The 12,576-nt window shown below is 58.3% G+C and carries 8 protein-coding genes; 5 read left to right on the plus strand and 3 right to left on the minus strand.

The genetic code is table 11. The features are described from left to right. Positions 1–53: 53 nt before the first annotated feature. The 3 genes from rpsB to pyrH all read left to right on the plus strand — a co-directional run bounded on the left by rpsB (position 54) and on the right by pyrH (position 2,711). Positions 54–809, plus strand: a complete 756-nt coding sequence (gene rpsB / locus EC9_RS20780) for a 30S ribosomal protein S2 (protein WP_145348026.1) — start codon at positions 54–56, stop codon at positions 807–809. 188 nt (positions 810–997) lie between these two features. Continuing rightward, the gene (gene tsf, locus EC9_RS20785) at positions 998–1,831 is read left to right on the plus strand and encodes a translation elongation factor Ts (RefSeq protein ID WP_145348027.1); all 834 of its coding nucleotides are present in this window, start codon (positions 998–1,000) and stop codon (positions 1,829–1,831) included. A 130-nt stretch (positions 1,832–1,961) separates the two neighbouring features. Continuing rightward, positions 1,962–2,711: a UMP kinase gene (pyrH, locus tag EC9_RS20790; protein ID WP_145348028.1), complete on the plus strand. Its 750-nt coding sequence runs from the start codon at positions 1,962–1,964 to the stop codon at positions 2,709–2,711. 124 nt (positions 2,712–2,835) lie between these two features. Here the strand turns inward: pyrH and EC9_RS20795 are convergent, their stop codons facing one another. Both EC9_RS20795 and EC9_RS20800 read right to left on the minus strand, forming a co-directional pair. Further along, positions 2,836–3,702, minus strand: a complete 867-nt coding sequence (locus EC9_RS20795; RefSeq protein ID WP_145348029.1) for an ATP-grasp domain-containing protein — start codon at positions 3,700–3,702, stop codon at positions 2,836–2,838. A 378-nt stretch (positions 3,703–4,080) separates the two neighbouring features. Continuing rightward, positions 4,081–4,743 carry a polysaccharide lyase gene (locus tag EC9_RS20800; protein ID WP_218934314.1) on the minus strand — a complete coding sequence of 221 codons (663 nt, stop codon included), beginning with the start codon at positions 4,741–4,743 and terminating at the stop codon, positions 4,081–4,083. A gap of 439 nt (positions 4,744–5,182) precedes the next feature. Here EC9_RS20800 and EC9_RS20805 point away from each other — a divergent pair, with 439 nt between their 5' ends. Beyond that, positions 5,183–10,144 (plus strand): PVC-type heme-binding CxxCH protein, encoded by a 4,962-nt coding sequence (locus tag EC9_RS20805; RefSeq protein ID WP_218934315.1) that lies wholly within the window; start codon positions 5,183–5,185, stop codon positions 10,142–10,144. A gap of 267 nt (positions 10,145–10,411) precedes the next feature. After that, a complete protein-coding gene (locus EC9_RS20810) occupies positions 10,412–12,103 on the plus strand; it encodes a DUF1598 domain-containing protein (protein ID WP_145348032.1) in 1,692 nt (563 codons plus the stop codon). A 66-nt stretch (positions 12,104–12,169) separates the two neighbouring features. On the opposite strand, the gene EC9_RS20815 is transcribed toward EC9_RS20810, so the two are convergent. Continuing rightward, positions 12,170–12,520, minus strand: a complete 351-nt coding sequence (locus EC9_RS20815) for a rhodanese-like domain-containing protein (RefSeq protein WP_145348033.1) — start codon at positions 12,518–12,520, stop codon at positions 12,170–12,172. Between the last annotated feature and the right edge of the window lie 56 nt (positions 12,521–12,576).

Below are 12,576 nucleotides of genomic sequence, written 5' to 3' on the forward strand. Positions count from 1 at the left end.
CGGCATCGCTTGCGTCTCGAACTCCCGTGCTCACTCTGGAGAAGAAGAACTCGATGTCGAATTCAATCGTCAAGGACATGATCGAAGCGGGCGTTCACTTTGGACACCGTACCAGCCTGTGGAATCCCAAGATGGCTCCGTACATCTTTGGACGTAAAAACCAGGTTCACATCCTCGACATCCGCGAAACATTGCGTGGCATGTTGCGTGCCAAGAAGTACCTTTCGCAAGTCGCCGCTGGCGGCAGCTTGATCCTGTTTGTTGGAACCAAGCGCCAAGCGGGCGAAGCGATCGAAAAGGAATCGCTGCGTTGCGGCATGCCTTTCGTTTCGGAGCGTTGGTTGGGCGGAACGTTGACCAACTTCCGTACCATTCGTAGCCGCCTGACTCGTCTCGAAGAACTCGAGAAGCTGCGCGACAACGACCAAATGGACATGTACAGCAAGAAGATGCAATCATCGCTCAACCGCGAGCATCGCAAGATGTACCGCAACCTGAACGGTTTGCGCACGATGAACCGCATTCCCGAATGCTTGGTAATCATCGATCCAGGCAAGGAACGCAACGCGATCCGCGAAGCGAAGCGATTGGGTATCACCACGATCGCATTGATCGATTCGGACAGCGATCCCGATTTGGTCGATCTGCCAATCCCAGGCAACGACGACGGTATCCGTTCGATCGAATTGATCGTTCGCCAATTGGCCGACGCCGTCCGCGAAGGCAAGGGCGAAAGCGCTAGCGAAGAGAAGGACAGCGCTCCGGCACCGGCTGTAGAAACAATGGCACCAGCTCCATCGACAACTTAGTCCCCATGATTGGGACTCAAACGTCGCATGCGACCATCGCATGCTGAGCGGCTTTCTTAATACGTAAAAATTCGACGGCGGCTGGTCCATCGGGCCAGCCGTCTGACGAATTTCGGCAAAACGATCACATAACTCAACCGGCGGCGTCCCGAGCGCCGCGACGAAACCAGACAGGGAGAATCATAGACATGACGCAGGTTTCCGCAGCAGCGGTTAAGGCATTCCGCGTTCGAACCGGCCTTCCATTGATGGACTGCAAGAACGCGTTGCAAGAAGCGGGTGGCGACGAAGAAAAAGCATTCGAACTGCTCCGCAAAAAGGGCAAGGACATGCTCGACAAACGCGCCGACCGCGAGACCGCGTTTGGTCGTTTCGGAATGTACCTGGGCTTGGATAAATCGACCGGAGCGATGGTCGAACTGCTGTGCGAAAGCGCACCGGTTACCACCAACGAAGGCTTCGTTCAATTGGCCAACGATCTGGCACAACAATTGGCGGCCGGCCCCGGTGCCAGCACTCCCGAAGAACTGCTCGCCCAACCTTCGCCCTCGGACCCCAGCAAGACTCTGGGCGACCAAAAGGACGAACTGTTCAACCGCATCCGCGAAGTCTTCAACGTCGGCCGTATGGTCCGCATCGATGGCTCTTGCGGTGGATACCAACACAACGCCGGTACCGTCGCAGGCGTCCTGGTTGCCGCTGAAGGCAGCAACGATGACATCGCCAAAGATGTCGCGATGCACATCGCCGCGATGCGTCCTTCGGCGCTCAGCGTCGAAGAATTGGACGCCGAAGAGGTCAGCAAGGAACGCGAAGTTCTGCGTGCCGCTGCGATTGCCGAAGGCAAGCCCGAAGCGATCGTCGACAAGATGGTCGAAGGTCGGATGCGAAACTACTACGCCGAACGCGTTCTGCTGGAACAATCGTTCGTCAAAGAAGAATCGCAAACCGTTGGCGAATACGCAAAAGCAAACGGCCTGACCGTCAAGGGCTACACCCACTGGATCCTTGGCGACGCTTAATCGCCGGTCCGTGCCAAGCATTTGAAATCGAGATCCCGGTTTGACTCCGTTGTCAGACCGGGATTTTTTTGGACTCCACCATCCCCCCTGCCACGCAGATACGCCTGCTGCGAAACCATCCGGAAACACCATGACCACCAAAGCTGCCCATTCCGAACTCCGATACAAACGCGTCGTCCTTAAGCTCAGCGGCGAGAGCCTTGCTCATTCGGGCGAACGCGGAATCAGCATGGAAGAAGTCGGCGACATCTCGGCGCAGATCAAACAGGCGACGCAGAGTGGATGCCAAGTCGCCGTGGTGATCGGTGGCGGCAACATCTTGCGTGGCGCTCAATTTTCCGGACGCAGCAGCCTGATCAACGAATCGACCGCGCACTACATGGGGATGCTGGCCACGGTGATGAATTCGCTGTCGCTGCAAGACGCGCTGGAACAGATCGGTTGCCCAACTCGCGTGATGTCTTCGATCCGCATGGACGGCGTTTGCGAAACCTTCGTCCGCCGCCGCGCGATCCGTCACATGGAAAAGGGACGCGTGATCATCCTAGCCGCTGGCATCGGGCGACCGTTTGTCACCACCGACACCGCCGCGGCGCAGCGAGCGCTGGAACTGGAAGCCGACGTGGTCTTGAAAGCGACTCGCGTCGACGGCGTCTACAGCGAAGACCCAGAGAAAAACCCGCACGCGCTGCTCTATGATCGGTTGAGCTTCAAAGACGTCATCGAACGCAATCTACGCGTGATGGACGCCACTGCGATCGCGATGTGCCGCGAACATTCGCTGCCGATCCTGGTCTTCAATTTCAAGAAAGATGGCAACATCGTCCGCGCCGTCTCCGGCGAAAACATCGGCACGCGGATCGAAGAATCGGCGGGCTGATCGAAGCAGGTGTGGCCTGCGTTCCATCGACTAATCGCGAAACGAACTCCCTCGCCGCGCTGCAGTGCTGCTCGCGAGTTGCCGCAAGCGACGAAGGACGACCGTCGCGGGAAGGTTGCGCCCCCTAACAACCGCCTGAATTTTGTGTGCTTCGGCGCGCGATTGCGTTGGCAAACATTTGCGGCGAATGTTCGGCGAACTCAAAATAGAGTCGCGGCTCGATCAGCTCGAGTTCCATCAACGCAAACGATTCTGTTTGCGTTCGAACGAGATCGACGCGGGCGTACAGCGGAACCTCACCCAGAGCCGCGATCACTCGATCGGCGGCCGCCACCAGTGCCGCTTCCGGTTCTGGTATAGGCACCACTCCCCCGCCGTGCTGGGACTGAACCCGGAAGTCGCCGTCGCGAACTGTCTTCAAAACCGTGTGGCTCAATAGCCCATCGATGTAGATCAGCGAGAACTCCCCTTCCGCAGTGATCCCATCCATAAACGGCTGGATAAAACAAGACCTGCCGGCAAGCGTCTCGCAGTGGCTCGCAAGATCCTCCCGCGAAGTCGCGGGCGTGATGCGGAAGGTGTCGACCGAACCCGCGCCAACGGTCGGCTTGATCACGACCTGCGGAGCGCCAAATCGAACCAGCGAGTTCTGGATGTCAGCCGGTGTCGGAGACAGGACATGCTGGGTCGGAACGGTTTCGATTCCGCGGCGTTGCAGGTCGAACAGATAGCACTTATCCGCATTCCAACGAACGGTTGCGAGTGAATTACAGAGCGTCGCCTTGGATTCATCGATTTGCTCGAGAACGGCCAGGAACCGATCCAGCGCGTATTGATAATCCCAGGTGCTGCGGATCACCACGACATCAAACGCATCCCAGGCCAAATCGACAACCTCCCATCCCAGTTGTCGTAAAGGCTCATGGACCAAATGGTCGTCGATCAGCCAGCCGTCTTGGTTAGCAATCGTAAGAAAGGCACATCTCGGCATTTTGCTGTTCGGTTGGTGAGAAGGAGTTGGAGGGGGCTTTTCGGCCGTCCGTGATTTGTGCTGTTGGCGAAGTTCGGTGGCATCCGACCGACCTCATTGTTTTCGGCCGCAACGTTCTTCCCGAATGTCGCGTCGAAACAATACAAAACCATCGTCAGGCCAACAAGCGATGCCCACATCCTGTTGCTTGATTTCTCGGCGGCGTTCAGCGGTTGAAACATCCAGCCCTCGGTTCGCCAATGAAATGGCCATCGACTGTCCCGCGATTCTACGCCGCAAAATCAGGATCTTCATCCCGACGATTCTTGTAACGTTTGCTGGATTCGTCGGCATCCCGACGGCAGATCGTCAACGACAGCTTGTAGAGAGTGCGGTTCGTCAATTCAGCTTTTGGATTTCTAGATCGTCGACGTAGATCCAATTGTCGCTGGCAATCTCTGGATGACGATACATGCCGAACTTTAAATAGTGTTGGTAGCCGTTGTTCATGTTCGGCCCCGCGGCGGAAAAAATGGGCTCGACCACCCCATCAAGATACACCTGAATCCTTCCCGTCGAATCTTGCGACCAATCGATTTGCGATTCGATCGTATGCCATTGGCCACGCGTGATGGGGGCGGGGCCGATCACTTGCTGCTCGCCGCTGTCATCGGTGCAACCATAGCTGAGGCCGATCATTATTTGGCCGTCCAATTCACCAAGAGTCAGCGAAACCGGAGGACTGTGCGTGGGGAAATTGGCCCACGTTTGGCCTTCTGCAGGGTTCGGTTGATCGTGCCATTGGCCGATGACCCACCATCGGTTTTCGGGCGCATCGGTTTGGAAATCGTGGGGGATCTTAAAACGCCAACGATAACGAATGCGGTCGCCGGGGCGGAAGGGATAGTCGACGCTGACTTCCGATCGGATGCCGCCGTGCAACTTGGGTTGGCCGGGGAAGAGTCGCAGTCCTAGATACTGGGTGTCTGCGTCATCGATCCGCTGCAGGCAGTCTCGGCTCGAAACATCAACGCTGGCGATTTCGATCAGTGAATCGGACATGATCGCGCTCAGAAACTTCGCTTCTTCGAAGCGGTCGCCTCGTTGGTTTCTGTCGCCTTGTTCGCTACAGCCGCACAACAGCGGAAGCCCGATGAGCAATAAACACGTTCGCATCCATCGGCACCTCGATGGCATTACGACAACCGGTCGCGTTCTCAAACCTGAAAAGCTCTTAGTGTAAAAACAGAACGGCATCGTTTCCATTCCCAGAACCTCAATCACCTGTGCGCAACCATCGGCTTGTTAAAGGCGAACGAAACCGCCATCGGTTCTCCCGTACGTATGGGGAACAATCGGCCGCGTCATAGGTTAAACTACTAATCCAGCCCGCTGTGCGGCTGTCCGACCGCCGGCCCAATCTTAACCCTCTTAAAATTCCTCAACGCCCATGAAAATTCTGTTTTCCACGTTGTTGATATGTCTGGTATGCCCAATCAGCTTGGCTTCTGCTGACACCGTCCTGCGAGCCGGGGCTGCGTCCGTAGACATTTCGCCTCGCGCGTTTCCCGCCATCCGCAATGGAGGGTTCCTGTCGGCCTCCGACACGCGAGTCGCCGATCCATTGCACGCGCGGTGTTTAGTATTGTCCGATGGCAGCGAAACGATCGCGATCACCATTGTTGATTCGTGCATGTTTCCCACCGACATCTGCGATGCGATCAAATCGAGCGTGGCGAAACAAATTGACCTGCCCTCCAATCGGATCCTTATCAGTGCCACCCACACGCATTCCGCTCCCTCGGTAATGGCGTATTGCCTGGGCGCCGGTCGCGATGAAGCCTACGCCGAATTCGTCGTGCCGCGCGTCGCGGAAGCCATCGTTTCGGCGCATGGAAAGTTGCAGCCGGCAAAGATTGGTTGGACCGCTGTGGAGGCCAACGAGCAAACCAATTGCCGGCGTTGGATCACCCGCAGCGACCGCATGAGGACGGATCCCTTTGGCCAACAAACGGTTCGGGCCATGATGCACCCCGGCTATATGAGCCGCGATTATGTTTGTCCCGCCGGTCCGATCGATCCGCAACTGTCATTGCTCAGTGTGGTGGCTGCCGCGGATGACGCTCCGCTGTGCTTGCTGGCGAATTATTCGATGCACTACTTCGGACAAGGTGCCGGCTTTTCCGCCGACTACTTTGGCGAAGTCGCGGGCTTGCTGGAATCGGGGATCGCGGCGAACGCGGACCACGCGCCTCGCAACTTCGTGGGCATTATGTCGCAAGGGACCAGCGGCGATCTCCACTGGATGGACTATGGCATGCCACAGCGAGGTGTGGATCGAACCGACTATGCGAAGTCGCTAGCTGATACAGCCCTGAAGGCTTGGAAACAGATCCAACATCGATCCGATCTGACGATCGCCATGGCCGAATCCCGCATGAAGCTGGGAAGACGCGTTCCCGACGCCCAGCGACTCGCCTGGGCCAAACCGATCAACGAGCAACGCGGCGATGCGTCTCCCAAAAACCGGACGGAGGTTTACGCTCAGCAAGCGACGTGGATTCACGAAAACCAGGAAACCGAAGTCGTTCTGCAAGCCGTGCGGATCGGCGACTTGGGGATCACCGCGCTGCCCAACGAGGTCTATGGAATCACCGGCTTGAAACTGAAACAACAGAGCCCGCTGGCGAGCACCTTTAATCTGGAGCTAGCCAATGGGGCCGAAGGTTACATTCCGCCCCCCGAACAGCATCGTCTGGGCGGCTACACCACTTGGCCGGCGCGGACAGCGGGGCTGGAAGTCGAAGCGGAACCGAAGATCGTCGAACGTGTTTTATCGTTGTTGGAATCCGTGGCGGGAAAACCGCGTCGAACACTGGTCGATCCGCCCAATGCGTTTTCCCAAGCGATGTTGAAAGCCCATCCGACGGCGTACTGGCGACTTGGCGACATGGTCGTTGACCAGGCTGTCGACGCGACCGGAAACCACCCGGCGCAGTTCGACGGTGGCGTGGCCCTTTATCTAGAAGGTCCCGACCTGCAGGAGACCCCTGCAACAACGTCGCAGGAATCGACCAACCGCTGCGTCTATTTTGCTGGCGGTTCGATGCAGGCAAGCGTTGCAAATCTGCCGGCCAACTACAGCCTGTCGATGTGGTTCTGGAACGGGTTGCCCGCTGGCAGTGAACATCCGTTGGCAACTTTGTTCGCCCGTGGAACTGGTGAAGCACAAGAGTCGTTGTCGATTGTCAGCACGCAAGACGGTCTGCCCGTGTTGGCGGTTCGCCGCGGAGTTGCCGAACAGAAAGGATTCGAACAACACTTGGGATCGACGCCCCTGGCTACGAAGGCGTGGCACCACGTGACTGTGATCCGCGATGGGGAGGATGTGAAAATCTATTTAGACGGCAACGCTAAACCGGAACTGCAGGCTTCGCTCCGTTCGGCCGGCCCAGCGGCAGCAGGGTTTTCGTTTGGCAACTTCGATGGCAAGCTGGACGAAATCGCCTTGTTCGATCGTGTTCTGACTGCCGACGAAGCTCAAGCTCACTTTGTCGCCACTGGCACGCAACCCGTTGCCGAAACGAAAACGGAATCATCGCAAGAACGCAAGCCGACACCGGCCGAAGCCTCTCTGGAAAAGATTCACGTTCGCGAGGGGTTCGAAGTCCAGTTGGTCGCTAGTGAACCGCTAGTGAAAGACCCTGTCGCCATCGACTGGGGACTCGACGGCAAATTATGGGTCGTTGAAATGGCCGACTATCCGCTGGGGATGGACGGGGCCGGCGCACCGGGAGGCCGCATCCGAGTGCTCGAAGACCAAGACGGTGATGGCCACTATGATTCGTCGACGCTGTTTGCCGAAGGGCTTCGTTTCCCCAATGGGCTTCTCGTCTGGGGAGATGGTGTTCTGGTAACCGCCGCGCCCGAGATCTTGTATTTGGAAGACAGTACCGGCGATGGCAAAGCCGACATCCGCCGCAGTCTGTACAGCGGGTTCCTAGAGGGTAACCAACAGTTGCGCGTCAACGGTCTGCGTTGGGGGCTCGACAACTGGATTCACTGTGCCAGCGGCAGCCACCACTCGGGATACGGGAAAGGCAATCAGATTACCTCCGTACTGACGGGCCAGCCGCACCAAATCGGCAGTCGCGATTTTCGCATCCGCCCCGATAACGGCGACATCGACCCGCAGAGTGGCCCGTCGCAATACGGCCGCAATCGCGACGACTGGGGCAACTGGTTTGGCGTACAGAATAGTCTTCCGCTGTGGCACTACGTCTTGGCCGATCAAGACATTCGCCGCAACCCATACTTCGCACCGCCCAATCCCAAGCGGCAGGTGGTGACGCCCAGCAATCCGCCCGTTTACCCTGCCGCGCAGCTGCAAAAAAGATTCCACAGCTTCGACCAATCGGGCCGCTTTACATCGGCATGTTCAGCGATCATCTATCGCGACGACGTCTTATTTCCGCGTGTCGACAACCAACAACATGCGTTCACATGTGAACCGTTCCATAACCTTGTCCAGCACAATATCATCAGCGACGACGGAGTCAGTTTTGACTTTCGCCGCGATCCGGCAGAATCGGAATTCGATTTCTTTGCCAGCCAAGACCGTTGGTGCCGCCCCGTGATGGCTCGCACCGGCCCCGACGGAGCTCTTTGGATCGTGGACATGTATCGTTACATGATCGAACATCCACATTGGCTGCCCCAAAACGGAAAGGACGAGCTGCGACCGTATTATCGGCTTGGCGAAAACCAAGGCCGGATCTATCGCGTCGTCCCTGTGGGCAAGCCGCTCACGGCACCCCGGATCGCCACTTCGACAGCCGGATTGATCAGCGCTCTGAAAAGTTCCAACGGTTGGCAACGCGATGCGGCACAGCAAAATTTGGTTCGCAGCAAAGATGCTGCCGCCGTTCCACAGATCCAGTCGCTGGCAACGTCGGGCGATACGCCGATGCAGCGGTTGCAAGCACTCTGCACGCTCGACGGCATGCAAGCACTCGATACCGAGATTTTGCAAGCCGCATTGGGAGACCCGCATGCCGGAGTTCGTCGGCAGGCGGTACGGCTGGCGGCTGAGCACACGGTCGACATCAAGCGGTTGAAGCCACTTGTGAATGACCCCAGCGCCAAGGTGCGACTGCAATTGGCCGCGACGCTGGGTGCCTACGATGATCCGATGGCCGCGCGATTGCTGGCTCAATTGGCTGTTGATTCAGCGGATGACACATACATTCTGGCTAACGTGATGAGCTCGTTGAACCAACGCAACATCGCCGAGGTGCTGACGGCTACGATTGCGAGTTCGTCCGACGTGGCGACCTCGACAGAACCTCAGCGCCGCTTGCAGCAACAGTTGTTCGGTCAGGTTGCGGCGCTCGGCGATGCGGCAGCCGTCGGTCAGGTCGTTAGCCAGATCTGCGATCGTGCGGACGGCCCGCCCAAGCCGTGGCAACTTTCCGGACTGGCAGATCTGCTGGACGGGCTTGCGAAGCGCAAATTTCCGCTCACTCAGCTGACCGCGGATCAGCAACAGTTGATCGACCAATCGATCGCACAGGCCCGAGACTCCGTTTCCGCGACCTCCGAACAATTGACGCCGCTGACCGCGGCTTCGCTGCGACTGTTGTTGCGACAGCCCGATGTGTACGCAGACGATATGAAGCTGTTGTCCAATCTGTTGGTACCCCAGTCGGCGGTCGAGCTGCAATTAGCGGTCGTCGATCGTTTGGCGATTCGGAACGATCAGCAAGTCGCCAACGTGATGTTAGCGGGTTGGCAATCGTATGGTCCGTCGATGCGAGCGCGCGTGCTGGATGTTCTGGCGAGTCGCACGCTGTGGAGCAAAGTGCTGCTAACAAGCGTCGCCGCGGAACAGGTTTCCAGTGGCGAAATCAGCCCCTCGATGCGAGAGCGTCTTCTGGCCACCAAGGACAAATCGCTGCGTACCGCTTGGACCAAAGCCTTCACGGCGTCGACCAGCCCCGATCGCAAACAGGTTATCGAGCAATACCAAGCGGCGTTGACATTGACCGGTGATATTGAGCGAGGACGAAAAGTGTTTGCGACCAGCTGTGCTGCCTGCCACAAGTTTGACAATGTCGGACACAGCGTGGGCCCCGACTTGGCATCGATTACCGACAAAAGGCCGGCCACCTTGCTGGCCAACATCATCGACCCCAGCGCCGAAGTCGAGGCCCGCTACTTGACCTATACCGTCCTCACGGTCGATGGTCGCGTGCACAACGGATTGTTGGCCACCGAAACCGGCAGCAGTATCACCCTGCTATCCAACGAAGGCAAAAGCCAAACGATTCTGCGAACGGAGATTGAGGAATTGCGAGCATCAAACAAATCCTTGATGCCCGAGGGGCTAGAAAAAGACCTCTCGCCGCAAGCGGTCGCCGACCTGCTCGCCTTGCTAACCGCGAAACCGGAAGCCAGCAAATAACGTCAAACTCGATCGCCAGCCCCTGGAACAATCCAAGTGCCATCCGAGCCTCAAAGAAACGAAAACGACTCCAATGGCACGAGGCGCTCCGGCCGGTCAGGTTGCTGGAGCGACAGGGCGGTGGTGTTGGGGGGCTTTGCGGAGATCTTGAAATTACTTGACCTGTCGCGTTAATAGCGTCACGATAGAACGCGGTTTGATCGGCTGGCGTCTTCAGCGATCGGCCGCGTTGTGGATCGCTTCTCTTCTCGCTCGCTAGGTCTGGTCATGTCACGACGTCGATACGCAGCATTGCTGCTGGCAGCAATCGCTTGCCTCTTTCCGCTGGCCAATCAAGGATCCGCTCAGTCGCCGATCGATCGCGCCCGGCGGCATCTCGCCGCCGGGGAGTTTGCTGCGGCGAAGCAGGTCGCGATGTCGTTGCCGGTGGAGAATCGAGGCAACGTATTGGCGCAAGTCGCCCATGGACAAGCGGCGACCGGCAGTCCGACCGCGGCGGCCGGCAGTCTGCTGGCGACCAACGGTCTCAGCGGTTCGACAGCTCCGATGGGAATACCCGCCGCGGGAATGGCTGGTGGTGGCGCGATCGCCGACTTCGATTCGTTGATGGAGCTGATCCAAACAACCGTCGTCCCCGACACCTGGGAAGCGTTGGGCGGCCCGAGCACGATGAGCCCCTACCCGGCGGGCGTGTTGGTAGATCCCAACGGCTTGATTCGGGACGTCGCGGCGAGCGCGGACGCCGATCAATTGAGGCTGCTGCGATCGCAGAGCTTGCAACAAACCGCGTCGCCCCAACGCGACTGGCTGACAAAATCACCGCTCCGCAAAGTCTCGCTGAATCGGCTGCAACACGAACTAGCTCGACAACTGATAAGCGGCCGATCGCTCGATTCGGCGGTCCGCAACTTGGCGGGTCTTAGCACGATTCAGTACGTCTTCCTCAGCGAAGCGGGAGACGACGTGATCCTGGCCGGGCCGGTCGGCGGGATTCGCCTGGATGCCGACCAACAACCTATCGACATCGAAACGGGACGAGCCCCGATGCGGATCGATCTGCTGGGGATGGCATTGGCCGCAGTCGAGCAGCGCCAGCCGTTTGGATGCACGATCGAACCAACGCCCGAAGGAATCGCCCGCTCGCAACAAGTGACCGCTGAGATTCAATCGGGGAACCTTGCCGCCGCAGCGGCAAGCCCGAAGCTGAAGGAAGCCCTGGGACTACAAAACATCCGCGTCTTCGGAACCGCTGACGACACGCCGATGGCGATGCTGATGATCCAAGCCGACCGGCACATGAAGATGCTTGCGTTGGGGACCCAACCGATGCCGCGCGGCGTTGCTAACTACATGGAGATCGTCGAAGCGACGCTCGACCAAGGTCCGCTGACGGGAAGCTTCTTGCGGATGTGGTTCGCTCCGCAACCGCTGGACGTCCGCTGCGATTCGCAAAAGCAGGCTTTTGAACTGTCGGGACTGCCGCTGCAATTGATCACCGAACAACAGGCGGCCAACGCTCAAGGGGAACGGTTTGCCGTTGCAGCCGACCCGCGAGCCCAGCAGTTTGCCGAGACCTTCAATCGTCACTTCGTCGATATCGCGCGGCAGTATCCGCTGCACGATCGTCTGCGTGGCTTGTACGATCTGACCGCAATCGCACAGTTGCTTCATCAACAGATGCCAGCCGAAGAACGAATCGCGGCGACCGGCCTACTGGCTCGCCCCGATCAATGGATGGAGCCGAACGTCCAACCGGCGCGGCAGACCGAATCCCTTGTCGTGCATCGACGCTTCCGAAAAGGGAAGACGATCCATTCAGTGGTTGTTGCCAGCGGCGGAGTCCTGTTGGAACCGAGCAAGTCGCTGACCAACGAACCGGTCGTCTATACGGCGCTTGCGAGCGTATCGTCCCGGCAAGCGAAACTGCCCGCCCGCCAAGACCACTGGTGGTGGGACTAAACCGAGGCCGCTGCCATTTCCGCTAACGCCCGGATGCTCTCCCGATACCACAGTCGCCGGATCGGCTTAGTATCGCGGCACCGATCCGTCGATCTGTTGCGACCAAACGTCGATTCCTCCAGCCATGTTTTGCACGCGTGGGAAACCGTTCGCCAACAGGATTTGCGTCAACCGCATGCTGCGTCCGCCGTGGTGGCAGTGGACGACGATATGGCGGTCGCGATGCGTTTCCAGCTCCGCTCCCTTTTCCTGCAACTCGCTGAGCGGTATTAAGATCGAACCGTCGATCTTGGCGACCTGATACTCATCCGCTTCGCGGCAATCGATCAAAACAAAATCGGCGTTCTGATCGAGCATCGACTTCACTGTCGCGACGTCGACTTCGATTGGCAGGGCTTCGTGTTCGGGAGACTGCATTTTAAAAACCGGTTGATTGGCTGAGGGATCATTGATCGCGAACCGGACGGCGCCGG

This window comes from Rosistilla ulvae (assembly GCF_007741475.1).
In the GTDB taxonomy this organism is placed as follows: Bacteria; Planctomycetota; Planctomycetia; order Pirellulales; family Pirellulaceae; genus Rosistilla; species Rosistilla ulvae.